Annotated in this window: 27 protein-coding genes; 13 read left to right on the forward strand and 14 right to left on the reverse strand. The window is 60.2% G+C overall.

Annotation, left to right across the window (positions count from 1 at the left end):
* Positions 1-59 precede the first annotated feature (59 nt).
* On the forward strand, positions 60-923 hold the full coding sequence (locus ACMVPR_RS14050; RefSeq protein ID WP_416883384.1) for an SDR family oxidoreductase: 864 nt from the start codon (positions 60-62) through the stop codon (positions 921-923).
* A complete protein-coding gene (locus ACMVPR_RS14055; protein ID WP_416883385.1) occupies positions 920-1,552 on the forward strand; it encodes an exopolysaccharide biosynthesis protein in 633 nt (210 codons plus the stop codon). Before ACMVPR_RS14050 ends, ACMVPR_RS14055 begins: the two co-directional genes overlap by 4 nt.
* On the opposite strand, the gene dxs is transcribed toward ACMVPR_RS14055, so the two are convergent.
* From dxs to ACMVPR_RS14085, 6 genes are read right to left on the reverse strand one after another with little or no spacing between them, the layout of a single operon-like run.
* Positions 1,549-3,474: a 1-deoxy-D-xylulose-5-phosphate synthase gene (gene dxs, locus ACMVPR_RS14060; protein WP_416883386.1), complete on the reverse strand. Its 1,926-nt coding sequence runs from the start codon at positions 3,472-3,474 to the stop codon at positions 1,549-1,551. The genes ACMVPR_RS14055 and dxs overlap by 4 nt on opposite strands.
* A 21-nt stretch (positions 3,475-3,495) precedes the next feature.
* On the reverse strand, positions 3,496-4,365 hold the full coding sequence (locus ACMVPR_RS14065; RefSeq protein ID WP_416883387.1) for a polyprenyl synthetase family protein: 870 nt from the start codon (positions 4,363-4,365) through the stop codon (positions 3,496-3,498).
* Between the two features lie 9 nt (positions 4,366-4,374).
* Positions 4,375-4,617: an exodeoxyribonuclease VII small subunit gene (locus ACMVPR_RS14070; RefSeq protein WP_292264536.1), complete on the reverse strand. Its 243-nt coding sequence runs from the start codon at positions 4,615-4,617 to the stop codon at positions 4,375-4,377.
* Positions 4,614-5,540 carry a histone deacetylase family protein gene (locus ACMVPR_RS14075; RefSeq protein ID WP_416883388.1) on the reverse strand — a complete coding sequence of 309 codons (927 nt, stop codon included), beginning with the start codon at positions 5,538-5,540 and terminating at the stop codon, positions 4,614-4,616. The genes ACMVPR_RS14070 and ACMVPR_RS14075 overlap by 4 nt, the downstream gene beginning before the upstream one ends.
* Positions 5,541-5,591: 51 nt before the next feature.
* Positions 5,592-6,293, reverse strand: coding sequence for a response regulator (locus ACMVPR_RS14080; RefSeq protein WP_300588710.1), 702 nt, complete (start codon positions 6,291-6,293; stop codon positions 5,592-5,594).
* A gap of 1 nt (position 6,294) precedes the next feature.
* The gene (locus ACMVPR_RS14085; protein ID WP_292264539.1) at positions 6,295-6,804 is read right to left on the reverse strand and encodes a MarR family winged helix-turn-helix transcriptional regulator; all 510 of its coding nucleotides are present in this window, start codon (positions 6,802-6,804) and stop codon (positions 6,295-6,297) included.
* A 162-nt stretch (positions 6,805-6,966) separates the two neighbouring features.
* Between ACMVPR_RS14085 and ACMVPR_RS14090 the strand changes: the two genes are divergently transcribed.
* Positions 6,967-7,836: a branched-chain amino acid aminotransferase gene (locus ACMVPR_RS14090; RefSeq protein WP_300588711.1), complete on the forward strand. Its 870-nt coding sequence runs from the start codon at positions 6,967-6,969 to the stop codon at positions 7,834-7,836.
* A 12-nt stretch (positions 7,837-7,848) separates the two neighbouring features.
* Here the strand turns inward: ACMVPR_RS14090 and ACMVPR_RS14095 are convergent, their stop codons facing one another.
* The 6 genes from ACMVPR_RS14095 to ACMVPR_RS14120 form a co-directional block, all read right to left on the reverse strand.
* A complete protein-coding gene (locus ACMVPR_RS14095) occupies positions 7,849-8,664 on the reverse strand; it encodes a helix-turn-helix domain-containing protein (protein ID WP_416883389.1) in 816 nt (271 codons plus the stop codon).
* A 432-nt stretch (positions 8,665-9,096) separates the two neighbouring features.
* Complete coding sequence (locus ACMVPR_RS14100; protein ID WP_416883390.1) at positions 9,097-10,287, reverse strand: ABC transporter permease; 1,191 nt, start codon at positions 10,285-10,287, stop codon at positions 9,097-9,099.
* Between the two features lie 3 nt (positions 10,288-10,290).
* The gene (locus ACMVPR_RS14105) at positions 10,291-11,988 is read right to left on the reverse strand and encodes an ABC transporter permease (protein ID WP_416883391.1); all 1,698 of its coding nucleotides are present in this window, start codon (positions 11,986-11,988) and stop codon (positions 10,291-10,293) included.
* 3 nt (positions 11,989-11,991) lie between these two features.
* Complete coding sequence (locus tag ACMVPR_RS14110; RefSeq protein WP_416883392.1) at positions 11,992-12,279, reverse strand: DUF1330 domain-containing protein; 288 nt, start codon at positions 12,277-12,279, stop codon at positions 11,992-11,994.
* Between the two features lie 58 nt (positions 12,280-12,337).
* Positions 12,338-13,450 carry an extracellular solute-binding protein gene (locus ACMVPR_RS14115; RefSeq protein ID WP_416883393.1) on the reverse strand — a complete coding sequence of 371 codons (1,113 nt, stop codon included), beginning with the start codon at positions 13,448-13,450 and terminating at the stop codon, positions 12,338-12,340.
* A gap of 108 nt (positions 13,451-13,558) precedes the next feature.
* The gene (locus ACMVPR_RS14120; RefSeq protein ID WP_300588718.1) at positions 13,559-14,668 is read right to left on the reverse strand and encodes an ABC transporter ATP-binding protein; all 1,110 of its coding nucleotides are present in this window, start codon (positions 14,666-14,668) and stop codon (positions 13,559-13,561) included.
* 552 nt (positions 14,669-15,220) lie between these two features.
* Between ACMVPR_RS14120 and ACMVPR_RS14125 the strand changes: the two genes are divergently transcribed.
* From ACMVPR_RS14125 to ACMVPR_RS14165, 9 genes are all read left to right on the forward strand, one after another.
* Entirely contained in the window at positions 15,221-15,880 is a 660-nt protein-coding gene (locus tag ACMVPR_RS14125) for an ABC transporter ATP-binding protein (protein ID WP_416883394.1), read from the forward strand.
* A 135-nt stretch (positions 15,881-16,015) separates the two neighbouring features.
* Positions 16,016-17,479 carry a capsule biosynthesis protein gene (locus ACMVPR_RS14130; RefSeq protein ID WP_416883395.1) on the forward strand — a complete coding sequence of 488 codons (1,464 nt, stop codon included), beginning with the start codon at positions 16,016-16,018 and terminating at the stop codon, positions 17,477-17,479.
* A 113-nt stretch (positions 17,480-17,592) separates the two neighbouring features.
* Positions 17,593-18,513, forward strand: a complete 921-nt coding sequence (locus ACMVPR_RS14135; RefSeq protein ID WP_416883396.1) for a manganese-dependent inorganic pyrophosphatase — start codon at positions 17,593-17,595, stop codon at positions 18,511-18,513.
* An 11-nt stretch (positions 18,514-18,524) separates the two neighbouring features.
* Positions 18,525-18,854, forward strand: a complete 330-nt coding sequence (locus ACMVPR_RS14140; RefSeq protein WP_416883397.1) for a DUF1294 domain-containing protein — start codon at positions 18,525-18,527, stop codon at positions 18,852-18,854.
* 79 nt (positions 18,855-18,933) lie between these two features.
* Positions 18,934-19,806: a TIGR01459 family HAD-type hydrolase gene (locus tag ACMVPR_RS14145; protein ID WP_416883398.1), complete on the forward strand. Its 873-nt coding sequence runs from the start codon at positions 18,934-18,936 to the stop codon at positions 19,804-19,806.
* Positions 19,807-19,910: 104 nt separating this feature from the next.
* Complete coding sequence (locus ACMVPR_RS14150; protein ID WP_292264551.1) at positions 19,911-20,354, forward strand: MaoC family dehydratase; 444 nt, start codon at positions 19,911-19,913, stop codon at positions 20,352-20,354.
* A gap of 114 nt (positions 20,355-20,468) precedes the next feature.
* On the forward strand, positions 20,469-21,401 hold the full coding sequence (locus ACMVPR_RS14155) for a bifunctional riboflavin kinase/FAD synthetase (RefSeq protein ID WP_416884658.1): 933 nt from the start codon (positions 20,469-20,471) through the stop codon (positions 21,399-21,401).
* Complete coding sequence (locus ACMVPR_RS14160; RefSeq protein WP_416883399.1) at positions 21,398-21,871, forward strand: YcgN family cysteine cluster protein; 474 nt, start codon at positions 21,398-21,400, stop codon at positions 21,869-21,871. Before ACMVPR_RS14155 ends, ACMVPR_RS14160 begins: the two co-directional genes overlap by 4 nt.
* On the forward strand, positions 21,871-22,920 hold the full coding sequence (locus ACMVPR_RS14165) for a threonine aldolase family protein (RefSeq protein WP_416883400.1): 1,050 nt from the start codon (positions 21,871-21,873) through the stop codon (positions 22,918-22,920). Before ACMVPR_RS14160 ends, ACMVPR_RS14165 begins: the two co-directional genes overlap by 1 nt.
* A gap of 61 nt (positions 22,921-22,981) precedes the next feature.
* Here ACMVPR_RS14165 and hspQ read toward each other — a convergent pair whose 3' ends face one another.
* Positions 22,982-23,308 carry a heat shock protein HspQ gene (gene hspQ / locus ACMVPR_RS14170; protein WP_292264555.1) on the reverse strand — a complete coding sequence of 109 codons (327 nt, stop codon included), beginning with the start codon at positions 23,306-23,308 and terminating at the stop codon, positions 22,982-22,984.
* Between the two features lie 228 nt (positions 23,309-23,536).
* On the opposite strand from hspQ, the gene ACMVPR_RS14175 reads away from it, so the two are divergent.
* Entirely contained in the window at positions 23,537-24,127 is a 591-nt protein-coding gene (locus ACMVPR_RS14175) for a lytic transglycosylase (RefSeq protein WP_300588732.1), read from the forward strand.
* An 88-nt stretch (positions 24,128-24,215) separates the two neighbouring features.
* Here ACMVPR_RS14175 and ACMVPR_RS14180 read toward each other — a convergent pair whose 3' ends face one another.
* Positions 24,216-25,430 carry an FAD-dependent oxidoreductase gene (locus ACMVPR_RS14180; RefSeq protein ID WP_416883401.1) on the reverse strand — a complete coding sequence of 405 codons (1,215 nt, stop codon included), beginning with the start codon at positions 25,428-25,430 and terminating at the stop codon, positions 24,216-24,218.
* Between the last annotated feature and the right edge of the window lie 21 nt (positions 25,431-25,451).

A 25,451-nucleotide genomic window follows, 5' to 3' on the forward strand; every position in this document is an offset into this window, starting at 1 on the left:
TTGTGTGGGTCGGCGGCTGACCCACTTGGTTTTGGGTTTATCTGTACCAATTTCACTTCATGGATTACACATTACTTTCTCTTGGTCACGGGTACAGCGCGGCATTCCTCGCCCGGCGTCTCCTGCCGAAGGGCTGGAAAATCGCGGGGACAACGCGCGACCTCGACAAATTCAAAGACTTTCATGCCCAAGGGATCACACCTCTTCTGTGGGACCGTGATGCGATCCTGCCATGGCTCGAAAACGCGAGCCATGTGCTTGTGTCCGCTGGCCCGACCGAAGATGGCGACCCGACGCTGGCTCTGCTCAGGGCGGATATCGCCGCACAGGCCAAGCGGCTTGATTGGGTCGGCTACCTCTCGACCACGGGCGTTTACGGGGATGCGCAAGGTGATTGGGTGGATGAAAGCGCGCCCTTGACCCCGGCCACTGAACGTGGCCGCCGCCGCGTACGTGCCGAGGCGGCATGGGCCGCAATTCCAGACCTGCCGCTGCATATCTTCCGGCTTGCTGGCATCTACGGCCCCGGACGCGGCCCGTTCTCCAAGGTCCGCGACGGAACCGCCCGCCGCATCATCAAACCCGGTCAGGTGTTCAGCCGCATCCATGTCGAAGACATCGCGCAGGTGCTAGAAGCATCGATGCTGCACACCAAACCGGGCACGGCGTACAACCTGTGCGATGACGACCCTGCCCCGCCGCAGGACGTGATCCTCCATGCCGCGACGCTGCTGGGTGTCGATGCGCCCCCGGAATTGCCGTTCGACGAAGCCGAGCTGTCGCCGATGGCGCGCAGTTTCTACGCCGAAAGTAAACGGGTTCGGAACGACCGGATCAAAGCGGACCTTGGTGTCGCGCTGAAATACCCGGATTACAAAGCCGGTCTCGCGGCAATTCTTGCAGAAGAGCAGGCTGGACCGTGACTCCCAACGAGGGCGCTCCACGATCCCTGACCACCCTTCTTGACACGCTTGATCCCGAAAACCCCGCCACCGGGGCCGAGACCCAGCATCATGACGCCCATGAGGGGCTGACGATTCAAGAGATGCTCGACCGGGTCGGCGCACGGTCTTTCGGCGCAGCCCTTCTGGTGCCAGCGCTGATCCTTGTGTCGCCCCTTTCGATCATTCCGCTCATGCCCACCATTGGCGGGCTGGTCATCCTCACGATCTCGATTCAGTCGTTCTTTGGTCGTGACCATCTCTGGCTGCCCAGGTTTCTTGCAAGCCGGCGGCTCAGTGGCTCGCAACTGAAACGTGCGGTCAACTATCTCCGCAAGCCCGCCGCCTGGCTGGACCGGAACAGCCGTCACCGGCTGCGCTTTCTGACTGCAGCACCGATGGACAGGATTGCGTTGCTGGCCGTTATGGTCGTCGCAGCGACCTGGCCGTTCCTCGAAATCCTGCCGATGTTCACCTCGGTCAGCGCAACGGGCGTTGCGCTGATCGCCTTCGCGCTCATGGTGCGCGATGGCTATGTTCTGATCGGCGGATATGCAGTCCTTGGATTGTCGCTTGCCGTCGTCGTCGCCCTGATTACGGGGATTTTCTAGGCCCGCTTGCCAATCGATGCCACGCCAAGCACGTCGAGAACCTTCTTCTCGATATGTTCGGCGTTCATCCCGGCGACATCGTACATCGCCTGCGGGCTGGCCTGATCGATGAAGATATCGGGCAGCACCATCGACCGGAACTTGAGCCCGTGGTCGAACACCTCTTCGTCGGCCAGCAACTGCGCGACGTGACTGCCAAAGCCACCGATCGCGCCTTCCTCGATGGTGATGAGCGCCTCATGATCCGCCGCCAGTTTCAGGATGAGGTCACGATCCAGCGGCTTGGCAAAACGGGCATCGGCAACAGTCGGGCTGATCCCCTTGGCCTCAAGCGCCTCACACGCAGTCAGGACTTCGCCCAGACGGGTGCCGAAAGACAGGATCGCGACGCGGCTGCCTTCACGGATCATCCGCCCTTTACCAATCGGTAAAATTTCGCCCCGCTCGGGCATATCCACCCCGCGCCCCTCGCCGCGCGGATAGCGGAACGCGATGGGGCCGTCATTATGCGCCACCGCTGTCGCAACCATATGCTTCAGCTCCGCCTCATCGGCCGCTGCCATGACGACAAACCCCGGAAGGTTCGCCAGATAGGCCACGTCGTAGGTGCCTGCATGGGTCGCCCCATCGGCACCGACCAAACCCGCCCGATCGATGGCAAAGCGCACCGGAAGCCGCTGAATGGCCACGTCGTGCACCACCTGGTCATACCCGCGTTGCAGGAAGGTCGAATACATTGCGCAAAACGGCTTCATTCCGCCTGCCGCCAGCCCGGCGCAGAAGGTGACGCCATGCTGTTCAGCGATGCCCACGTCAAACGTCCGCGACGGATAGCGTTCGGCAAACAGGTCCAACCCTGTGCCATCGGGCATCGCAGCCGTCACCGCACAGACCAGCGGATCGTCCGCCGCTTCCTGCAACAGCGCATCTGCGAACACCTTGGTGTAGCTTGGCGCGTTTGACGGCGCTTTCTTCTGCTCTCCGGTGATCACGTCAAACTTGGCGCGCGCGTGCCCGCGATCCGCAAACTCCTCGGCCGGGCCATAGCCCTTGCCTTTCTTGGTGACGACGTGGATGAGGATAGGCCCATGCGCCCGGTCCTTGACCGTCCGCAGCACCGGCAGGAGCTGCCCCAGATCGTGCCCGTCAATCGGACCGAGGTATGAAAAACCCAAAGCCTCGAACAGAGTACCGCCCACGGCCATACCCTTGAGCAGATCCTTGGCCCGCTTCGCCCCTTCCCGGAACGGTTCGGGCAGAAAGCTTACAGCCCCCTTCGCGGCCTCTTTCAAATCCTGAAAAGGCGCACCCGCATAAAGCTGCGAGAGGTAGGAGGACAGCGCGCCCACAGGCGGCGCGATGCTCATCTCGTTGTCGTTCAGAATGACGATCAGACGTTTCTTCAGATGGCCCGCGTTGTTCATCGCCTCATAGGCCATGCCCGCGCTCATCGCGCCATCGCCGATCACCGCAATCGCATCCCCATGCCCGGTGTCGCAGTTTCCGCCCAGATCGCGCGCCACGGCGAAGCCCAAAGCCGCAGAGATCGAGGTCGAACTGTGTGCCGCGCCAAAGGGGTCATAGGGAGATTCTGACCGTTTGGTAAAACCGGACAGACCGTTCTCTTGCCGCAGCGTGCCCATGCGATCGCGCCGCCCGGTCAGGATCTTGTGCGGATAACACTGGTGCGACACGTCCCAGATGATCTTGTCGCGCGGCGCATCGAAAATCGCGTGCAGGGCAACGGTCAACTCGACCACGCCAAGTCCCGCCCCCAAATGCCCACCCGTCTTCGACACCGCCGAGATGGTCTCGCGCCGCAACTCATCCGCCACCTGCTCAAGCTGCGCATCGGAAAACCGTTTCAGGTCGGCCGGGGAAGAGACCGTATCAAGAAGCGGGGTCTCTGTGGAAAAGGACATATGCCGCGCCTCCGGGTCGCATCAGGTGTCGCGCGAGATAACGAACTGCGCCGCCTCATTCAAGGTTTGCGCCCGCGCGCCATAGGGCGACAAGGCATCACAGGCGGCTTCGACCAGTTGAGAGGCACGCTGCTTTGCGCCGTCGAGACCCAGCAAAGAGACAAACGTGGCCTTGCCCCGATCCGCGTCTTTGCCCACCGCCTTGCCAACGGTAGTCTCGTCGCCTTCAACGTCCAGAATATCGTCGGCAATCTGGAACGCGAGGCCGAGGGCAGTGGCATAATCAGTCAAAGGCTTGAGGTCGGCCTGCGCCAGCCGCGCTCCCGCCTGCGCCGACCAGACGATCAGCGCTCCGGTCTTTCCTGCCTGCAACTCGGTGATCTGGTCCAGCGTCAATGGCGTCTCGGCGGTTTCCGCGAGAATGTCCAACGCCTGCCCCAGCACCATCCCCTTGTGGCCCGACGCCCGCGCAAGGCTCAGGGCCAGATCGGCCCGCACCGCACCGTCGCCATGGCAGGCCGGGTCCAGCACCAGTTCGAACCCAAGGGTCTGCAACGCATCCCCCACCAGAACCGCTGTCCCATCATCCCATTTGCGATGCACGGTCGGCAGACCCCGCCGCAGATCGTCATCATCCATGCACGGCAGGTCATCATGCACAAGGCTGTAGGCGTGGATCGCCTCAATCGCGGCGGCAGGCCAGATGGCCTGCTCTTCGGGAACGCTATGCAGACGCGCGCCCTCAAGCACAAGGAACCCGCGCAGCCGTTTGCCGCCCGCCACAGCATAGCGCATGCCCTCGATCACCGGCAGGTCAGGCTGCCCCTCAAGAACCTTGTCGAGATGTGCGCCGATCCGGGCAGCATCGCGGCGCAGCGCGTCGGAAAACATCGGACCAGCTTACTCGGGATCGAAGGGCGCGGTGCCCGTAGGTTTGCCATCGGCGTCCAGCGTGATTGCCGCGACCTTTTCCTGCGCTTCGTTCAGCTTGGCCTCGCAGCGCTTCTTGAGCGCCGCCCCGCGTTCGTAAAGCGCAATGGATTCCTCCAGCGCCACATCGCCGCGTTCCAACTGGCCCACGACCTTTTCAAGTTCGGCCATCGCCGCCTCAAAGCTCATCTGGTCCACAGGTGTGTCGCTCATGACGCGGCCTCCATCAGTTCTTCCACATGCGCACGCGCACTTTCCGCGAGCGCAGACAAATCATAGCCACCTTCCAGAGTCGAGACGATGCGCCCCTCACACAGGTCTGCCGCCAATGCGCACAGCTGACGGGTGAGCCAGCGGAAATCTTCGGTCGACCACTGCAATTCCGCAAGCGGATCATCCTGATGCGCGTCAAACCCAGCAGAGAGTATGATCAACTCTGGCTTGAACGCCCGCAGACGCGGGAACACCTGCGCCTCATACGCCGCGCGCATCTCGGCCCCGCCTGATCGCGGTGCCAAGGGCACGTTCAGCACATTGTCATGCGCGCCCCGTTCCGACGGATCACCGGTGCCCGGCCACAGCGGCATCTGCTGGCTGGTGATGGTCAGCGCCCGCGCTTCGTTCCACAACAGATCCTGCGTGCCATTGCCATGATGCACGTCGAAATCCACCACCGCCACACGGGACAGGCCATGCGCCTCAAGCGCATGCTTGGCCCCGATGGCCGCGTTGCCGAACAGGCAAAACCCCATGGGCGTAGACGTTTCCGCATGGTGCCCAGGCGGACGGATGGCACAGAACGCATTGCCAACCTCATCGTCCAGCACCAGATCAACCGCCTTGACCACAGCCCCCGCCGCCCGGAAAGCGGCGTTTACGCTGCCCGGTGAAATCCATGTATCGGCGTCCAACTGGTGAAACCCTTCGGCAGGTTGCGCCGCGACAATGGCATCTACATGCGCTTGCGGATGCACATAGGCCAGATGCGCGGGGTCAACCAACGGCGCTGTCTCGCGCCGCAAATCCAAACCTTCCAACGCGTGCAACACATGCTCCAACCGCGCCACCCGCTCGGGATGTCCATTCGGAGTCACATGCTCCAGACACTCCGCATGTGTGATCAATGCCGTCGCCATGGGCGCGTCCCCCTGCTTCTTCTCTTTTCAAATACGCAAAGACCAAACCCGTCAATCGGGTGCAAGCATATACCCGGCACCACGCACCGTTTGCAGGTAGCGCGGCTGTTTCGGATTGTCTTCGAGCTTGCGGCGCAGTCGGGTGATTTGCACGTCCACCGCCCGCTCCTGGCTCTGCCCCCGGTCGCGGCCCAGTTCTTCGACCAGTTGCGTGCGGCTCAGGGCAACGCCTGGCTTGGCCGCAAAGATCTTCATCAGCTGGATCTCGGTCGACGTCAGACGAACAAGGTTTTCCCCCCGCCACATCTCGGCGCGTTCCGTGTCATAGCGGATAGGGCCAAGGTTCAGATATTTCGGGGTACTGTCCGCCGTGACCTGTTCCGGCATGCGGCGCAGGATCGCGTTGATGCGAAGCAGCAGTTCCTTGGGCTCGAACGGCTTGGCAAGGTAATCATCTGCCCCGGCCTCAAGCCCTGCAATCCGGTCCTCGGTTTCAGCCCGCGCCGTCAGCAGAAGGATCGGTGTGGTCGAGCGTTCCCGGATGCCGCGCGTCAGGCTGATCCCGTCTTCGCCCGGCATCATCACGTCCAGAACGATCAGGTCGAAGTCCAACCCGGACAGAATGCGTCGGGCATGAGCGGCATCGCGGGCCGCGCTGACAAGAAAGCCGTTGCGGATCAGAAATTTCTGCAACAAACCGCGAATACGCTCGTCATCATCGACAATCAGCAGGTGGGCGTCAGGATCAGCCATGTCAGCGTCCGTCCCGCAGCGCATGATAGGCGCGCTTCATGTCGTCATCCATCATCGCTTCCAATACTGTTTTGAAACCGGCCACCGCGTCGGGGCCAGCCTTGCGATAGGCGTCGCGCATCCGGGCACGTTGTGCGTCGGACAATTGCTGTTCAAGCGCTTCGCCGGCTTCGGTCAGTGTCAAATGCCGCTCTCTCTTGTCGCTGCGTCCCACATGGCTTGTGACAAGACCATCTTCGATCAAGGTGCGCAACACACGGTTCAGAGATTGCTTGGTCACCCCCAGAATGGCCAGCAGGTTGTTCACGGTGGTGCCGGGGGCACAATGAATGAAATGGATGGCGCGGTGATGGGCTCGCCCGTAGGACAGCCCTTCAAGAATGCGATCCGGATCCGCAGTGAACCCACGATAGGCAAAGAACATCGCTTCGATCCCCTGCCGCAACTGCTCGTCTGTCAGATACAGCAGGGACTGCCCGCTCGATGTGTTTTGCGTGTGCCCTTCCGCCATGGTCGGTCGTCCAATCCGTCTTTTTTGTTGGTCTCGAAAATACGTCAGTCTTGTTGACATTCCAAGCCTCGAATGGTAGCGAATCTCAGTTTTAGCGCAACATTATGTCCGATGCGGACCTAATCTGCGCAATTTATGAAAATCCGGGCGAGGAGAATTGAAATGGCCGGAACCTATGACGACCGCGATGGAAAGATCTGGATGGATGGCCAGCTCATCGATTGGCGCGACGCGAATGTCCACATCCTGACACATGCCATGCATTACGCAAGTTCGGTCTTCGAGGGCGAGCGTGCGTATAACGGCAAGATCTTCAAATCGCGCGAGCATTCGGAACGGCTCAAGCGCTCGGCGCAGATGATCGACTTCGAGATCCCTTACACCGTGGACGAAATCGAAGCGGCCAAGAAAGCGGTTCTCGAAGCCAACGGGCAGTCCGACGCCTATGTGCGGGCTGTTGCGTGGCGCGGCGTGGGTCAGGACATGGGTGTCGCGTCCGCGCGCAACCCGGTCCGTATGGCGATCGCCAGCTGGGAATGGGGTGCCTATTACGGCGATGCCAAGATGAAGGGAGCCAAGCTCGACATTTCCAAGTGGAAGCGCCCGTCGCCCGAAACCATCCCGAGCCATGCCAAGGCGGCCGGTCTCTACATGATCTGCACCATGTCCAAGCACGCGGCCGAGGCCAAAGGCTGCTCTGACGCGATGATGTTTGACTATCGTGGCTATGTGGCCGAAGCGACAGGCGCGAACATCTTCTTCGTCAAGGACGGCGAAGTGCACACGCCGACACCCGACTGCTTCCTCAACGGCCTGACGCGCCAGACCGTGATCGGCATGCTCAAAGAGCGCCAGGTCAAGGTGCATGAGCGCCATATCATGCCGGAAGAGCTTGAAGGCTTCGAGCAGTGCTGGCTCACCGGGACGGCCGCCGAAGTGACCCCCGTTGGCCAGATCGGTGATTACAACTTCGAAGTTGGATCGCTCACCCGCGAGATCGCGGAAGGCTACGAAAAGCTCGTCCGCAGTTGAATTGCGTAGTCGCTATCGCGACTGCCAGAATCGCAGGGTCAAAAAAGGCTCATCCAAGCTAATTGTGATTTCTTCCTCGGTTGGATTGTGGACAAACACTAGAGGAATTCCATCCCAACCGGGGTCGATTATCGGACCATGGCTTACTAACAGGCCCTTGAGCGCAAGGCTTGCAGGTGGATTGATTTCCGCCTCCAACCAGTTCGGCAGCTTTATATGCTGGAGCGATCCTAACCTAACTCCAGAATTTTTTCGCAAGGCAAAATTCTCGTACAGAGGTTCTTTGATCCACTCTCCATCTTTTGTTTGCTCGTACGCGACATGACCCAGTGTAAGGTCGTAGCTCGTCGCGCGAACAATCCCTTCGGAGAAATGTGTTATTTCGCAGAGATCCTCATCCGGAACGTAATCTCGGTTTTCAACCGACGACATTCCAAATAGATCAATTATATCCTTTGATTGAAGTTTTCTAACGACAGATCCAAGCTGATCATCCGTTTTGACTTCCAAGCCTAGAATATTCAAAAACTGATTAATTTCACCTTCCTCAGTACGACTCGTTAGTTCGTATACCTCCATCCAAGCATCTGGCGTTCCGCAGAGCACCTCTGAAAGCTTTTTGGCCAACTTCTCAGTCAAGGGTTTTGCACCACGCTCCACTCGGCTTATGTGAGGTTGGCTGAAGCCAGTTCTCGCTGCGAGTTCGCGCTGATTAATGCGCTTGATGTGCATTAACTCTTCCAAAACCTGACGAAAAAGTGGGTTTGGTTTTAGATTTTGATCTGGCAACGTATGAAGCTCGGCGCTGCTAGCATGGGTATTTCTCATCAGAACCCCCCTAGTTGAGCTACAGCCGCTGCCGCGCATACAATCGCAGCAACCAAGACGATTATCCGGCAAGCTTTACAGACCCAGCCACACTTTGGATCATCCGAAAAATCAGACATGATGCGCCCTTTCCAATTGGCGTTTCTATCAAGCCTGCCTCAACCATTATTCCAGCATCTAACGTGCTTAGGCATAAATATATGCCCAAATTCAACTAAAGGCAAGAAATTATGTCAAAAAAAGTATTTTAGATCAGTTACTTGATAGACAGGCATAATTTCATGTCCACAGCATTTTGACATGTTCTATTTTTGTTCACAAGGAAAACCACTAAATCTAGTATTAGCCTTATCACTCTAGCTGACAAAAAACGGGCCCCGTATGATTACGAGGCCCGCATCTGTCTCTGACTTTCAATAAGAAATTACATCTTTACCCCGGCGACATGCCCCGCAATTTCTCGGACCTACGGCGCAGGATCTCGACTGCCGTCAGAAGGCAGATCGAAATCCCCACAAGGATGGTCGCAGCGGCAAGGATCGTCGGCGAAATCTGCTCGCGCAGACCGGTGAACATCTGCCACGGCAGCGTCTGCAATTCGGCCGAGCCGATGAACAGCACCACAACCACTTCGTCAAAGGACGTGATGAAGGCGAACAAGCCCCCCGAGATCACGCCCGGCAGGATCAGCGGCATCTGTACCTTGAAGAAGGTGGTCACCGGGTTCGCGCCCATATTTGCCGCCGCCCGTGTCAGCGACCGGTCAAAGCCGACCAGCGTCGCCGTCACAGTGATGATGACAAAGGGAATGCCCAGCACCGCGTGCGCCAGAACGATGCCCCAATAGGTGCCGACCAGACCAATCTTGGAGTAGAAGAAATACATGCCCGTGGCCGAGATGATCAGCGGCACGATCATCGGCGAGATCAGGATCGCCATGATCGCCCGTTTGCCCGGCACGTGGCTCTGGCTCAGGCCGATGGCTGCCAGCGTTCCCAGCGAAACCGAGATCAAAGTCGCAACCGGCGCCACCATAAGGGAGTTCTTGACCGCATTGGTCCATTCCGGGTTGGTCAGGAAGTCCCGGTAGTGCTTGAGGCTGTAGCCTGCCGGATCGAAGGCCAGCATTTCCGGCGTGAAGGTAAAGAAATCCTGCGCGTTGAAGGACAGCGGCATCACCACGATGATCGGCGTGATCAGAAAGACGAAGATCGCGCCGCAGAGCACGCGGAAACTGTAGTGCCACAGCACCTGGCCAGGCGTGAGGTAAGGCACCAGATGCGCCCGATAGCGCCCCATGCCGATCCAGTAGATGAACCAGCCGAAGAACCAGCCAAACAGCCCCCCCATGATCAGACCGGGAATGGCGTTGAACAAATAGCCACCGACCGCCGCAACCGCGAACAGCCCCCAGCGTACCGGCTTTTCCAGCGCTTCGCCCAGCACTTGCATCGCAACGAAGGCCAATGCCGCCATCAGCGCGGCACCGACAAGGATACCCAGCAGGCCCGAGCCTTGCGCTGTGCCGATGAAAAGCCCGGCGAAGCCGCCGGCTGCGGCCAGAACGCCTGCGGTGAACCCGATGGGCTTTTTCTCGATCGGTGTGAGAATGGCTTCAGCCATGGATCAGCCCCCCAGCTTCACGTTGTCGATGCCGACGATCCGGTCGTAGGCCCAGTAGAGCACCAGAACCACCACCAGCAGGATCGTCCCCAACGCGGCCGCAAGGCCCCAGTTGAGCGAGCTTGAGATGTGGTACGCAATCCGGTTCGAGATGAAGATACCCGAGGTGCCACCCACGATTTCCGGCGTGATGTAGTAGCCGATGGACAGGATGAACACGAGGATCGACCCCGCGCCGATGCCGGGCACCGATTGCGGGAAATAGACCCGCCAGAAGGTCGTCCAGTTGGTCGCGCCCAGCGACTTTGCAGCGCGAACATAGGATTGCGGGATGGTCGACATCACCGAATACATCGGCAGGATCATGAACGGCAGCAGGATATGCGTCATCGCCACAATGGTGCCGAACTGGTTATTGATCATTGTCAGACGCGCATCATCCGCCACAAGCCCAAGCCAGACCAGCGTATCGTTGATCACCCCCTGCTGTTGCAGCATCACCTTCCACGCCGAGGTCCGCACCAGAAGCGACGTCCAGAACGGCAGCAGCACGAGGATCATCAGCAGGTTTGCCTTGCTCGACGGCAGGTTCGACAGCAGGTAGGCGATCGGATAACCGAGCATGATGCAGCTCAGCGTAATCACAAGGCTCATGAACATGGTGCGCTGGAACAGCAGACCGTAGATCCGCTCGTCCTCATCGCGCAGCATCGGACCTTCCGGCGTTTTCTGCATGTCGACGGCGTTCAGGAAGTACCCAGACGTATAATCCGGGCTGTAGGTCTTGATGGTCTGCCAGATCTCGGGCTTGACCCAGTCTTCGTCGATTTCCTCGAATCCGTCGCGGAACGCGATGGTTTCGAAATCCGGGCTGGCGACCAACGCATCTGCGGCCTGCAGCATATCGGCGCGCGGGCCGGTGTAGCCACGCACGTCACCTGCGGCGAGATCCTGATAGAGCGCGGTATGCACCACGGTCCAAGGCTTTTTCTCAATCGGGTTGTCGCCTTCTTCGGTCTGCATGAAGCGGGCAAAAATCTGATAGGAGGCTGCAGTGCGTGGCAGAATCTCGGCGATGTCGGACCGCAACTCGAAGACGGGCATCCGGCCTTCGCCATCCCATGCGTCTTGCGCCGCAATCCAGTCGGGATCGCCCATCAACTCCGCCCAGGGGCGCGCCTTGTCCCAATCGCGGTCCAGATCCTTGAACTGGTCCTGATAAACCTCGCCGATGTCGTCGATCCCGCGACCTGACTTGCGGAACAGTGATGACGCGCCGGTCTGCTCGTAGTTCAAACGTGACCCAAGCCGTGTGTGCAGCTTGCGTTCCGCTGCGTAGAACACGTCGTAATAGGCCGCCTCGAACACTTCGTCGCGCGGCAGTCCACCGGCAGCAGCGTCATAATCGGCCAGCGCGGCGACGGTGCGCGGCATCGTATCGCGCACGATCTGGTTTTCCACCGAACGGAACAGCATGTCACCAATCGGGGCAATGAAACTGATCAGAACAAACAGCAAAAGCGGCGCGATGAGCATCAACGCGCGGATTTTCTGCGCCCGAAGCGCACGGTTCAAAGATCGTTTGAGCGGTGTACCGTCAGCCGCAAGAACCGGCCCAGTCTCGGCTTTGTCGGCAGCACGCAGCGCATTGTCGGGCGTCGGGCCCGCGATCTTGTCGGGTTCTGTTGCGGCGTCGGTCATGGCTCAGGTGCCCTCGACTAGTATGATTGTGCTTGTCGCGGTGCGTCGGCGAATCTCGGCGACCTCCTGATAGGCAGGGTCGTGATACGCGCGCTTTGCGGTTTCGCAATCGTCGAATTCAATGACGACATGGCGGTTTTGCGTTTCGCCCTCCATCGTCTCGGACTGTCCGCCCCGCACGATGAACTTGGTGCCAAAGCTCTCAAGGATCGGCGTGTCGCGCTCGATATATTCCTTGTAGGCGTCGGGGTCATTCACCGTGATATGACCGATGATATAGCCTTTGGGCATGGGACCGTCCTTCCAATGCGGGATGGGCCAAACGGCCCATCCCAAAGCCTTCAAAGGCTTATTGTGCGAGCCACGCCTGGAACTTCGCGTCGATATCGTCGCGATAGTCAGCCCAGAACTCGTACTGGGTGACAAAGATGTTCTGCGAGTTTGCCGGATCGGTCGGCATATGCGGAGCCATCTCGATGCCCAGTTCGGCGTGCTTGCCCACCAGCGGTGCCGAGGAGGCACGTGCCGGACCGTAGGAAATGAACGCCGCCTGATCTGCAAGACGCTGGGTGTCGGTTGCGAACTTCACGAAATCGAGCACACGTGCGAGACGATCCTCCGGAAGACCCTCGGGAATGATCCAGCCGTCGTTGTCGAACATCTGAGCGTCCCAGAGCATGCCAATGGGCTGACCCTGTTCGGCAATTGCAGAGAACAGACGACCGTTATAGGTCGAGCCCATCACGATTTCGCCGTCTGCCAGAAGCTGCGGTGTATCGGCACCGGCGGTCCACCAGATCACCTGATCCTTGATGGTATCCAACTTGGCAAGCGCACGGTCCTGACCTTCCTCAGTTGCAAGCGCTTCATAGATCTCGTCCTTCGGCACGCCGTCGCAGAGAAGAGCCCACTCGACGTTTGCCAGCGGACGCTTGTTCAGCGAACGCTTGCCCGGATATGTTTCCAGATCAAAGAGCGCACAGATGTCTGTCGGCGGGGTATCCCCCACCATATCGGTGCGGTAGCCCACTGTCGTCGAGAAAACGATCTGCGGGATGAAGCAATCGCTGACGATGGCTTCGCCGAAATCTTCGCTGGCCGGCGTGCCATCAGGGGCTGCAGCGAGTACCGCGTCATGGTCGATTTCCATCGCCAGACCTTCGTCGCAAAGACGGATCGCATCAGCACCTTCAACGTCCACCAGGTCCCATGTGATGTTGCCCGCTTCGTTCATCGCGCGCAGCTTCGCCACGGCCTCGGCCGAGCTTTCGTCCCACGAAATGGAAACGTCGGGGTGCATTGCAAGATAGGGCTCGGCATAGGCCTTGATTTGGCTGTTCTGATAGGCACCGCCCCAGCTGACCAGAGTCATGCTGTCTGCCATACCATGGCCGGCAGCATGAGCACCCACGGCGGCAACGGTGATCGCGCTGGTCGCCAAAAGTGTTTTAGACAGTTTCATTCATATTCTCCCGTTTCGACCCGCTTTTGACATGTGGCGCCAACGGTCGGGTCGAACCGGCAACGCCTGTGATGACACGGGGATGTGTTGCGATCCCCGCGGCAATTCTTACGATTTCGGCGCATCCAGAGCGCGGCAGTCATCGGGCAACCACCCGATGTCGATCTGCGTGCCCGGCTGGAGTCGCACCTGGTCCGGCGCGTTCCGCGTCTTGATGACGAACTCGTCATTGCCCGCCACCTTGAGCCGGGTGCGGAAAATGTCGCCCATGTAGATGAACTCCAGAACCTCTGCCTTGAGCGTGTGTGCACCCTCCTGCAGACGGTCCTTGTTGATCTCGACACGCTCGGGGCGGATCGAGACACGGGTCCGTTCGCCAACCTTGCTGACATTGACCGGCCGCGCGTCAATCAGGTCGCCCGCATCCAGCTGCACAACGCAACGGTCGCCCTTGATCTCGCGGATGGTGCCCTCCAGCGTGTTGTTCTCGCCGATGAACTGCGCCACGAAACTGTTCTGCGGCTTTTCGTACAGCTCGTCCGGCGGTGCCAATTGCTGGATACGGCCATCGTCGAACACCGCAACGCGGTCCGACATGGTCAAGGCCTCGGTCTGGTCGTGAGTCACGTAGACGACGGTGATTCCCAAACGGTGCGCCAGATGCGTGATCTCGAACTGCATCTTCTCGCGCAGTTGCTTGTCCAGCGCGCCCAGCGGTTCGTCCATCAGCACCAGCTCCGGTTCGAAGACCAGCGCCCGCGCCAACGCGATCCGCTGCTGCTGACCACCGGACAGTTGCGCCGGACGACGACCCCCGAAGGCCCCCATCTCGACCATGTCCAGCGCCCGCTTCACCTTGGCTTCCCGGTCGGACTTGCCGATCTTCCGCACCTCGAGCGGAAAGCTGAGGTTCTCCGCAATGGTCATGTGCGGGAACAAGGCGTAGTTCTGGAACACCATGCCGATCCCGCGTTTGTGCGGCGGGATGTTGTTGATCGGACGACCATTCAGCCGGATGTCGCCATGGGTTGCGGTCTCGAACCCGGCAAGCATCATGAGGCAGGTGGTCTTGCCCGATCCCGACGGTCCGAGCATCGTCAGAAACTCGCCCTTCGGCATGGTAAGGTTAAGGTCTTTCACGACAAGCTGTACGCCGTCGTAACTCTTTTGCACTCGTTCAAATTCGACGAACGCGTCACTGTTTGACGTGTCGGGCAAAAACGAACTCCCTGTGTTGTCCGTGGATTGGTTCCACGTGTCTGGTCGAAATAAATCGCGTTAGGCTCCGCATTGCAACACGGTTGCCCAAGTTTCGCGCCCTCAAGAGGGTTTGCAGGAAATTTCGGCAGTTGAAGAGATATTTGGCGGGAAAAACGTCTCTGTAGCGAGACACGGCAGTACATTTGCTCACGACAAATTTTGTCACTCCCGCCCCTTTTCGCCCGAAACACGCCTAACTCGTACGGACCAAGCCAGAGTCGCAGAGTTTTCGATTGGCGATTCGCGACGCTTTATGAACTGAATATGTCCTCGCGAATGATTCCTGCCCCATCCGGCGCGCAGTTCTCTGCCAAGTCGTAGTCATACACGCGCCGATTCCGTCGTCATGCGGGCCAAGCTGTACCTGGCCGCCAGAGCAAGCTGCAGAACATGACCCGGAGACAATACCCGGTTTTTGCTATGGATTGGCCACAATCCAGTCAAACTCGACATCTAAACCCTTTGGAAACCAACCCGTGCAATCTCTGTACGGAGGTGATTGGGGTTTCGATGCTTGAATTCGACAATGTGAGCAAATCGTTCTGGACGGGATCGCATCGCAAGGTGATTCTGGACCGGGCGTCGTTCCGTGTCGAACTGGGGCAGTCGCTGGGGATTCTGGCGCCCAATGGCACCGGCAAGACGACGCTGGTCAAGATGATGGCGGGGCTGGAAAAGCCTGATGAGGGCGAGATCCGCAAGACCTGCCGGGTGTCGTTCCCGCTGGGCTTCATGGGCGGGGTCGTCACGCGGCACACGGCGATGGAAAACTCGCGCTTCATTGCCCGGCTTTACGGGCTCGATCCCGATTACGTGGAGGCCTATTGCCGCTGGCTCTGCGATCTGGGCGAATATTTCGACCAGCCGCTGGGCACCTATTCCTCGGGCATGCGGGCGCGCTTCACCTTTGCGCTGCTCCTGGCGCTCGATTTCGACATCTATCTCGTGGACGAAGGGATGCCGACCTACACGGATGTGGAATTCAACCGCAAGGCGGGCGACATCCTGGCCGAGCGGCTCCGCACCACCACCATGATCATGGTGTCCCACCAACCCGAAACGCTGGCGCGATTTGTCAGCAAGGCCGCCGTTCTGAGGGATGGCAAGCTGCACATGTTCGACAGCCTGGAAGAAGCGAAACAGCTCTATGACTACGAAACCCACAGCTAAGCGTTTTCGCATCCGCCGCAGCGAATGGGCACCGACTCAGGCCATTTGGCTCCGGCCGGGCACCCTGCCCCGTCCTCCGGAGCGTCCGCAGCGGCAGCACCGCAGCCGCGTATTCAGCGCCCGGCCGATGGTGGCGTGGAGCAAGCGCTTCTGGCCATTCGGGACGAAGGTCTGACGGGGCGCCAGTTGCGTATGGCGCGGCGCATCGCTCAGAAACACGGGCTGGATCCAAACACCGATTACGAAGCGGTTTATCTGCTGCGCCTCAAAGGCATCGATCCGTTCCAGCGCGAAAACGCGCTTGATTTGATGGTGCCCGCCGAAAGCGCCGGACAGGCGCGGTCCAAGGCCCCCGCCGCCGATCAGCCCTTGGCGGTTCAACCGCAGCTGCCGCAGACGGCCAAGCCGGACACCAAGAACCTCCCCGCCACGGACACGCGCAGCCCGGCGGAGCGGCGCCAGCAGGAGATCATGGCGATCCAGAAGGACATGGCCCGCCGCCGCAATCGCCGGATGCGCATGCTCTTTGCCCGGCTTGCGGTCTTCGTGCTGCTGCCCACACTCGTCGCCGGCTGGTATTTCTTCACCCTCGCCACGCCGATGTACGCCTCGAAATCCGAATTTCTCATCCTCAAGGCCGAGACCAGCAGCGGCGGCATCGGCGGGCTCTTCTCGGGCACGCAATTCGCCACCAACCAGGACGCCATCGCGGTCCAGAGCTACCTGACCTCCAAGGACGCCATGCTGCGCCTGAGCGAGGATGAGGGCTTCAAGGCGCATTTCTCGCAGCCCGAGATCGACCCGCTGCACCGGCTGGAGCCCGACGCCTCTGCCGAGGACATGTACAAGCTCTACAAGAAATACGTCCAGATCGGCTATGACCCGACCGAAGGCGTGATCCGCATGGAGGTGGCCGCCGCCGATCCGCAGGTGGCCGCCGATTTCTCCACCGCCCTCATCGGCTATGCCGAGGAACGGGTCGACAACCTGACCGCCCGCAAGCGCGAAAACGCGGTCAAGGATGCCGAGCTGGGTCTGGCCGAGGCCGAACAGGCCCGCCGCGACGCACAGGAAAAGCTGGTGCGCATGCAACAGGACAGCGCGGTTCTCGACCCGAGGGCGCGGATCGGGGCGCTGCAGGCGCGCGTCGAGACGGTGGAGACGGAAATCCAGGAAAAGAACCTGCAATTGCAGGCGCTGATGGACAACGCCCGCCCCAACCGCAGCCGCGTCGAAGGGGTGGAGGCCGACATCCGCCGCCTGGAGGCGCTCAAGGCCGAAATCAACGCCGAGATGACCGCGCAAAGCGCCGGCGCCGGATCGCTGGCGGAAACCGCGGTGCAGATCCAGCTGGCCGAGGCGGATCTCGCCACCCGCGACATGATGCTGTCCGCCGCCCTCGAACGGCTCGACCAGGCCCGCCGCGACGCCGACAGCCAGGCGCGGTATCTCACCACCTCGGTCTACCCCCTGCCCTCCCAGGACCCAAGCTACCCCCGCGCCTTCGAGAACACGCTCCTCACCTTCCTCGTCTTCTCCGGCATCTACCTGCTGATCTCGTTGACCGCCTCGATCCTCAGAGAACAGGTCTCGAACTGACGCACAGGGCAGCGCTCGCCTGAATGCTGCAAGTGCAAACTGCCACAGGTGACAAGCCCAGTCGCGCGCCCTATAAGGCGCGCGACTTGATTTTGGCAGAGCAGAGGCCCGACATGACAACCCTCGTTTTCGGACACAAATCCCCCGACACCGACAGCACCGGCAGCCCGATCATCTGGGCGTGGTATCTCACCCAGATCAAGGGCGAAGAGGCCAAGCCCGTCCTGCTGGGCGAGCCCAATACCGAAGCCGCCTTCGTGCTCGACCACTGGAAGCTCGACAAGCCCGAGATCATCTCGACCGTCGATGCCGACCAGCCCGTCGTCATCGTCGACACCAACAACCCGGCCGAACTGCCGGATGCGATCAACAGCGCCGACATCCGCGCGATCATCGACCACCACAAACTGGTCGGCGGTCTGGAAACCAAGGGCCCGATCGACATCCGCATCGAACCCGTCGCCTGCACCGCAACCATCATGTGGAAGATGATCGGTGACGATCTCGCCCAGGCCCCGCGTGGTATCAAGGGTGCGATGCTGTCCTGCATCCTCAGCGACACGCTGGAATTCCGCTCGCCGACGACCACACAGGAAGACAAGGCCATCGCCCATGCGCTGGCCGACGACCTCGGCGTGTCGATCCCCGACTTCGCCGCCGAAATGTTCGCTGCGAAATCCGACGTATCTGCCTTCTCCGACGCAGAACTGCTGCGCATGGACAGCAAGGAATACCTGGTCGAGGGCACGAAGTTCCGCGTGTCGGTTCTGGAAACCACCTCGCCCAAGATCGTGCTCGACCGCAAGGACAGCCTGATGGCGTCCATGGTTGATGTCGCCAAGGAAGACGGCGTCGATCAGGTGATCCTCTTTGTCGTCGACATCCTGAACGAGGAATCGACCCTTCTGGTGCCGAACGATCTGGTCAAGACACTGGCCGAAAAGAGCTTTGGCGCAACCGTGTCGGGTGACACCGTGGTTCTGCCCGGCGTTGTCAGCCGGAAAAAGCAGATCATCCCGAACCTCAAACTCTGACCTCGCTCTGCGTGACGGTCACACCGCTCACCACCGGGCTTCTTCTAGCAGGCGGCGTCGTCGCATTCGTCAACGGCGTCGCCTTCTGGATGTTCTACCTTGATAAAGAACGCGCCATCCGGGGCGAGTGGCGTATTTCCGAAACCACGCTTCTGACGCTCGCCTTTCTTGGTGGGTGGTTCGGCGCAAAAGCGGCGCAGCGGCGGTTTCGACACAAAACGCGCAAGCAACCGTTCCGGACATTTCTCAACCTGATCCCGTTTCTATGGGGGATCCTCGGTTTCGCGTTCGCCTACGAAACCGACCTCATGAACCTGAGAAGTTTCTTCGCATCTCAATAATGAAGTTTGCCCGCCTCGGCTGGCAATCATTCCCGGTTCGGGCGATACGTGGCTCAACCCGCGTCAATCAGGTGCCTTCATGACCCAGATCATCAACTCCCTCGCCGACATCGCAAACCGCTACGACGTGCTGCTCGTCGATCTTTGGGGATGCGTACACAATGGGGTCACTGCACATGAAGAAGCGGTCGCGGCATTGCGTGGGTTCAAACAGGGCGGCGGTACGGTGGTCTTGCTCACCAACGCGCCTCGGTCGCGCCACGAGGTGGCCAAGCAACTCAAGCGGCTGAAGGTGCCCGAGGATTGCTACGACAGCATCGCCACCAGCGGCGACAGCGCCCGCGCCGCTATGTTCCGGGGGGCGGTGGGGGAAAAGGTCTGGTTCATGGGCCAGCCCTTTGACGAGACCTTCTTTGACCCGATGGAGTTGATCGACGATCCGGTCACCATCCAGCGCGTCGAGCTGGAAGACGCAGACGGCATAGTCTGCTGCGGCCCGTTCGATCCTTATGCCGATCCGGCGGTGAACCGTCCGCAGTTCCTGTATGCAAAACAGAAGGGCCTCAAACTGCTCTGCGCCAACCCGGACATCGTGGTGGATCGCGGTGAAAAGCGCGAATGGTGCGCCGGGGCGCTGGCCGCGCTTTATACCGAAATGGGGGGCGAGAGCCTCTACTTCGGAAAACCGCATCCGCCGATCTATGATCTGGCGCGCCGCCGGATTGCCGCACTGGGCGTAGATGTCGATCCGACCCGCATTCTGGCCATCGGCGACGGGGTGCACACCGACATCGACGGAGCAATGGGTGAGGACATCGATTCCCTCTTCATTTCCGGCGGACTTGCCGCCGCTGAAACAAAAACGTCGCACCAACCCGATCCAGAGGCGCTAAGTACCTATCTGGAAAAGGAAAACGCGTCGCCAACCTATACGATTGGACAACTCCGCTGAGGCAGATTTTGCTTGCTATTCTGCAGTCGCAAAGTAATAAAGTTGCCAAATCAGGCATCTGACTTAGCTATTTATTACTTTGTCGCCTGCCAGTGGAGTGAGATATGTTGGACAACCTGCCGCGCGGAACGATCTGCATCGAAGACATCGAAATGGGAATGTCCCGTCACCTGCGCAAACAGGTGACCGATCAGGACATCGAGATGTTTGCGCAGATCTCTACCGACCGGAACCCGGTGCATCTGGACGACGATTACGCACAGGACACGATTTTTGAGGGTCGCATTGCGCACGGGATGCTGACCGCCGGCCTCATCTCAGCCGTGATCGGCGAACAGCTGCCCGGCCATGGCACAGTCTATATGGGCCAGACGCTCAAGTTTCTCGCCCCCGTGCGCCCCGGCGACGTGGTCTATGCCGAAGTGAAAGTGGTCGATATCGACATTGCCAAACGACGTGTGACGCTGGATTGCCATTGCTCGGTCGATGGCAAGAAGGTGCTGATCGGCGAAGCCAAGGTGCTCGCCCCCTCCCGCAAGTTCGACTGACCCAGCCACGGGCGCGGATGCGTCGACGCATCCGCGATTTTCCGTCGACGGAAAATTCCCGCCAACCCGCAGCGGGGATTGCAACCCCCCAACGCCACGGCTAGTCCTCTGCGCATGAAGATCGTGCGGGATTATCAATTCGTAGCAGGCGCCGACAAGGGCGCGACTGTGGCCATCGGCAATTTCGACGGCGTGCATTCCGGCCATCAGGCCGTGATCAAACTGGCGCGCGACGCGATGCCGGATGCGCCCTTGGGTGTCGTCACGTTCGAGCCGCACCCCCGCGAATACTTCGCCCCCGATGCCCCTCCGTTCCGGCTGATGAACGCCTCTGCGCGGGCGACGCGGCTGCGCAAGCTTGGCGTCGATGTGCTCTACGAGCTGAACTTCAACACCCAATTGGCCGAACTGACCCCTGAAGGTTTCGCAGCGAACGTGATTTCCAAGGGTCTTGGGCTGCGCCATGTCGTCGTTGGGGCAGATTTCTGTTTCGGCAAGGGCCGCGCAGGCACTGTGGACGACCTCCAACGCTTTGGAGCAGAGATGGGGTTCGGCGTCACCGTGGCGGACCTCGTCACGGCCGAGTCCGGTGCCGTTTCGTCAACCGCAATCCGCGCCGCCCTGTCCGACGGAACGCCGCGCCTTGCCGCTGATATGCTGGGGCATTGGCACCGTATCGAAGGCGAAGTGATCGGCGGCGAACAACGCGGGCGCGAACTGGGCTATCCCACCGCCAACATGTCCATCGACGGGCTGCACCCACCAAGGTTCGGGGTCTATGCCGTCTTGGTCGATGTGCTCGATGGGCCGCATGCCGGATCCTACCATGGCGCCGCGTCCATCGGTGTGCGTCCGATGTTCGGTGAAAACCGCGCAAACCTTGAGACCTTCATTTTCGACTTCACCGGCGACCTTTACGGCGCAACGGTCTCGGTCGCTTTGGTAGATTTCCTGCGGCCCGAGTTGAAGTTCGACAGCCTTGAGGTGCTCATCACGCAGATGGATGCCGACTGCGCCCAAGCGCGCGCCATCCTGACCGCGCTATGAGCAAGGACCCGATTGACCGCACAGGACTTGCCCTCCGATTCTGGGAACGCAAGGCGCTCACCGACCTTAATCCGCAGGAATGGGAAGCGCTGTGCGATGGCTGCGGCAAGTGCTGCCTCAACAAGCTTGAGGACGAAGACACCGGCCATGTGGAGCTGACCCGCGTCGCCTGCCGCCTCTTCGACGACACCACCTGCCGTTGCGCGCAATACGAGATCCGTCACCAGTTCGTGCCAGAATGTATCGTGCTGAAGCCATCGAATATCGATGACCACGCCTACTGGATGCCCAAGACCTGCGCCTATCGGCTGCTGTGGGAGGGAAAGCCGCTTTACGACTGGCACCCTCTGATCTCGGGCACGCCAGACACCGTTCACGACGCAGGCGTTTCGATGCGAAACCGCACCGTGGCCGAATTTGAAGTTGATGAAGACGATTGGGAAGACCACATCATCGAGGAGCCGATCTGATGTTTTTTGCCTCCGACAACAGCGGGCCCGTGCCACAGGCCGTTCTGGACGTTCTGGCCGAGGTCAACCAGGGCCACATGATGGGCTATGGCGCCGATCCCATGATGGACGAGGTGCGCCAGCGCATCCGCGATCTGTTCGAAGCGCCCGACGCGGCGGTGTACCTCGCTGCCACAGGAACCGCGGCCAATGCACTTGCGCTGGCCACGTTGGTTGAACCGTTCGACACGGTGTTCTGCACCCCGATGGCCCACATCGAGGAAGACGAATGCAACGCGCCCGAGTTCTACACGGGTGGTGCAAAGCTGACGCTGGTGCAGGGGTCGGACCGGATGACGCCGGACGGCCTGACCCGCGCGATCGAGAGCCAGGGCAATCGCGGTGTGCATGGTCCGCGCCGGGGGGCGGTGTCGATCACGCAGGTCACCGAGATGGGGAACGTCTATACATTGGCCGAGCTGAAAGCGCTGTGCGACATCGCGAAATCTTATGGCCTGCCGGTTCATCTGGACGGCGCGCGGTTCGCAAATGCGGCGGTGGCCTTGGGCTGTACCCCGGCCCAGATGTCGTGGAAGCTGGGCGTTGACGTTGCCGTGTTCGGTGGCACGAAGAACGGTCTGATGGGGGTCGAGGCGGTGGTGTTCTTCGACCCGAGCAAAGTCTGGGAATTCGAGCTGCGTCGCAAACGGGGCGGGCACCTGTTTTCCAAGCATCGCTACCTGTCGGCGCAGATGGCCGCGTATCTGCGGAATGACCTATGGAAAGACCTTGCGCAAAAGGCCAATGCCAAGACAGCGCATCTGCTGGACGGTCTGCGCAAACGCAATGACGTTGAAATCGTGAATGATGTCACCGCCAACATGATCTTTTTCCGCGCTCCCCGCGCGTTGCATCAGACGCTCCAGAAAAGCGGTGCGCGGTATCACCTGTCTGGTGGCGATCTGAGTGACGGGCACGCGGACGGGGTGTTGACCGGGCGGCTTGTCTGCGACTGGTCGCTGCCCGACACCGAAATCGACCGCTTCGTTTCGTTGCTGAACGCTGATTAAGAAAAGGGCTCCCACTTGGGAGCCCTTACTTGTTAATCGTGGCAAACTAGAGAGAGATCGTTCAGTTGTACTGGAATTGCAGCTCGTAGCTGCCATCCTCGAATGCGCCGAAAAGGTCGGGCACGTCGGGATGTTCGACAGGTTCACCCGAATAGTCGGCGATCAGGTTCTGTTCCGAAACATAAGCAACGTAGAAGCTTTGTTCATTCTCTGCGAGCAGGTGGTAGAACGGCTGCTTCTTCGCAGGGCGGCTGTCCTCTGGAATGGCCTCGTACCATTCTTCGGTGTTGTTGAATTCCGGGTCCACATCAAACACCACGCCCCGAAACGGGTGGCGGCGGTGGCGAACGACCTGGCCGATGTTATATTTTGCGCGTTGCTTGATCATGAGTCCTGTCCGTTGCCACATACCTGCCTGATTTTTGACAAATTGTCCAATTCTCGAGGCGTTTTTTCTGGAAACAGTCTGTGATGCATTTCGACACAAGGCTTTTTCGTGTCGTGGCAAGGGTTTGCCGGCCCGAGCAATTGTGATTTCCCCTGCGGTCCCTTTGCGCTAGACTGCAGGAAATCCGAAAGGCGGAGCAACCGCTTTCGAACAAAAAGCGAGAGGCCCATGAGCAGATTCTTTCGCGCCCTTGTGATTGTCCTGTTGGCGGCCTCATGCGGAGGCGGCGGCGGCACATCGGCGCCCCGTAACCTCGACGATGCTTGTTCCATTCTGCAACAGCGCCCGGGATACCTGCGCGCCTTCCGCGCGGCAGAGCGAAAATGGGGCGTACCGGTGCATGTGCAAATGGCGTCGATGTATCAGGAGAGCAAGTTCAAGTCGGACGCGCGGACGCCGTTCCGCTACACTCTGGGGGTGATCCCGATGGGCCGGCAAAGCTCGGCCTTCGGCTACAGCCAGGCGTTGAACGGCACTTGGGAAGAATATCAGCAGGATCAGCGCAAATTCCGCGCGAAACGCAACGACATCAACGATGCTGCCGATTTCATGGGGTGGTACATGTCGGAATCGAACCGCCGCCTTGGCATTTCGCTCGCTGATGCGCGCAACCAGTATCTGGCCTACCACGAAGGCCGCACCGGCTTTGCGCGTGGAACTTACAACAGCAAGGCATGGCTGTTGCGGGTCGCGGACGAGGTCGCGGTGCGGTCGGTGACATACCAAGGTCAGTTGGCGCGCTGCCCGGTCCGCAGATAGGTCCGGAACGGCCCCGATGTTTCGCACGCGAAACAATGGGGCAAGAACGCTGACCCTTTAACCTTTTGTTAATAATCGAGACCTGCCTCTAAGGGAGGGGATAGGCCCTCTCCAGCACCTGCATGGCCCGCGCCAGAACATCGCTGTCAGACAGACCGGCAAGGTCGCGTGCGGGTCCGGCACCGTTGAATCCAAGCAGCAGCGGCGTGTCCAGCACCGGCGCGAGGTTGAGCCATTGATTGAATTGTCCCGGCGGCAATCCGGTCTCTGGCGTCAGGATCCAGGTGGCATCCGCATCCCAGAACACGTCATCGAACCGCAGATAAAGCTTGTCCAGAAGGCCAAAGCCAAGGCGGCGGATCGCGGTCTGCTTGTCTTCGGGCAATGCGGGCGAAAACGCGATGCGCTCTGCCTTGAGCACCCCAAGCGGAACGGTGATGATGACCGCATCGAACCGGCCCAGATCATCGTCGGCGGAGGCCAGATGCACGCCATCATCCCTGAGTGTGACCTGCCGCACCTCGGTGCCAAGCCGGATGTCGAGCAACTGCTCAGGCATACCGAGGATCTGCGCATAGCCTACCGGGAAGAGCAGGTCTTCGCCACCATAATCGGGATCGTCCGCGTAGGCGTCCCAGTTGATATCGGTCGTACTGGCGCCGTAGTCTTGCTGGATCGTCACCACGTCCTCGAACCAGTCCGGCATATCGCGGTCGCGCAACCGACGACCCGCCGCGCCGCGCAGGACATAATCGTCATCGGTGACGAAGCTGCGCATGCCACGCTCTGCCGCCAGTGCAACGAGAGGGTTGCCATCGTCGCCATGCAGCCAGCTTGCCCCCAGATCGAGAGGCAGACCCAGGCTGGTGTCGGTCCAGATACGGCCGCCAACGCGGTCGCGGGCCTCGAACAGGATCACGCGGACGCCCTTGGCGGTGAGGCGGCGCGCGGCGGTCAGGCCACTGATCCCGGCACCGATGATGGCGACTGTTTCGGCACCTGTGTTGGCGACGCTCTCTGCCACGTCGAGACCGGTTTCATAGGCGGCGTGAACCGTGCTGTTGTAGTCGGGATGTGTGGCCTCTCCGGCGAAGAAAAGATGGGTTCCGACCGGGCGGGACAGCGCGGTCACATCGGCGCGGGATGCGGTCTGCGCGATGTAGGAATAGGACCCAAAGCTGAAGGGATCGCGGCTCCAGTTGGTGCGCAGGTAGCCGTTGAGGGGTCGCACGCCTTGCGCCGCTGAAACGCGGGGCATCAGAAGGCTGGTTGCGGCAAGGGCAAGGATCTGTCGGCGACGCATAGGCGCAGCATTGGAGCGGAG

It is taken from the genome of Marivita sp., from assembly GCF_048006345.1.
In the GTDB taxonomy this organism is placed as follows: Bacteria; Pseudomonadota; Alphaproteobacteria; order Rhodobacterales; family Rhodobacteraceae; genus Marivita.

Excerpts from the sequence above, each read along its gene's own strand:
- ACMVPR_RS14050 (WP_416883384.1), top strand. The coding sequence starts at position 60 with ATGGATTACACATTACTTTCTCTTGGTCACGGGTACAGCGCGGCATTC.
- dxs (WP_416883386.1), bottom strand. The coding sequence starts at position 3,474 with ATGTCCTTTTCCACAGAGACCCCGCTTCTTGATACGGTCTCTTCCCCG.
- ACMVPR_RS14065 (WP_416883387.1), bottom strand. The coding sequence starts at position 4,365 with ATGTTTTCCGACGCGCTGCGCCGCGATGCTGCCCGGATCGGCGCACAT.
- ACMVPR_RS14070 (WP_292264536.1), bottom strand. The coding sequence starts at position 4,617 with ATGAGCGACACACCTGTGGACCAGATGAGCTTTGAGGCGGCGATGGCC.
- ACMVPR_RS14075 (WP_416883388.1), bottom strand. The coding sequence starts at position 5,540 with ATGGCGACGGCATTGATCACACATGCGGAGTGTCTGGAGCATGTGACT.
- ACMVPR_RS14080 (WP_300588710.1), bottom strand. The coding sequence starts at position 6,293 with ATGGCTGATCCTGACGCCCACCTGCTGATTGTCGATGATGACGAGCGT.
- ACMVPR_RS14085 (WP_292264539.1), bottom strand. The coding sequence starts at position 6,804 with ATGGCGGAAGGGCACACGCAAAACACATCGAGCGGGCAGTCCCTGCTG.
- ACMVPR_RS14090 (WP_300588711.1), top strand. The coding sequence starts at position 6,967 with ATGGCCGGAACCTATGACGACCGCGATGGAAAGATCTGGATGGATGGC.
- ACMVPR_RS14095 (WP_416883389.1), bottom strand. The coding sequence starts at position 8,664 with ATGAGAAATACCCATGCTAGCAGCGCCGAGCTTCATACGTTGCCAGAT.
- ACMVPR_RS14100 (WP_416883390.1), bottom strand. The coding sequence starts at position 10,287 with ATGGCTGAAGCCATTCTCACACCGATCGAGAAAAAGCCCATCGGGTTC.
- ACMVPR_RS14105 (WP_416883391.1), bottom strand. The coding sequence starts at position 11,988 with ATGACCGACGCCGCAACAGAACCCGACAAGATCGCGGGCCCGACGCCC.
- ACMVPR_RS14110 (WP_416883392.1), bottom strand. The coding sequence starts at position 12,279 with ATGCCCAAAGGCTATATCATCGGTCATATCACGGTGAATGACCCCGAC.
- ACMVPR_RS14115 (WP_416883393.1), bottom strand. The coding sequence starts at position 13,450 with ATGAAACTGTCTAAAACACTTTTGGCGACCAGCGCGATCACCGTTGCC.
- ACMVPR_RS14125 (WP_416883394.1), top strand. The coding sequence starts at position 15,221 with ATGCTTGAATTCGACAATGTGAGCAAATCGTTCTGGACGGGATCGCAT.
- ACMVPR_RS14135 (WP_416883396.1), top strand. The coding sequence starts at position 17,593 with ATGACAACCCTCGTTTTCGGACACAAATCCCCCGACACCGACAGCACC.
- ACMVPR_RS14145 (WP_416883398.1), top strand. The coding sequence starts at position 18,934 with ATGACCCAGATCATCAACTCCCTCGCCGACATCGCAAACCGCTACGAC.
- ACMVPR_RS14150 (WP_292264551.1), top strand. The coding sequence starts at position 19,911 with ATGTTGGACAACCTGCCGCGCGGAACGATCTGCATCGAAGACATCGAA.
- ACMVPR_RS14155 (WP_416884658.1), top strand. The coding sequence starts at position 20,469 with ATGAAGATCGTGCGGGATTATCAATTCGTAGCAGGCGCCGACAAGGGC.
- ACMVPR_RS14160 (WP_416883399.1), top strand. The coding sequence starts at position 21,398 with ATGAGCAAGGACCCGATTGACCGCACAGGACTTGCCCTCCGATTCTGG.
- ACMVPR_RS14165 (WP_416883400.1), top strand. The coding sequence starts at position 21,871 with ATGTTTTTTGCCTCCGACAACAGCGGGCCCGTGCCACAGGCCGTTCTG.
- hspQ (WP_292264555.1), bottom strand. The coding sequence starts at position 23,308 with ATGATCAAGCAACGCGCAAAATATAACATCGGCCAGGTCGTTCGCCAC.
- ACMVPR_RS14175 (WP_300588732.1), top strand. The coding sequence starts at position 23,537 with ATGAGCAGATTCTTTCGCGCCCTTGTGATTGTCCTGTTGGCGGCCTCA.
- ACMVPR_RS14180 (WP_416883401.1), bottom strand. The coding sequence starts at position 25,430 with ATGCGTCGCCGACAGATCCTTGCCCTTGCCGCAACCAGCCTTCTGATG.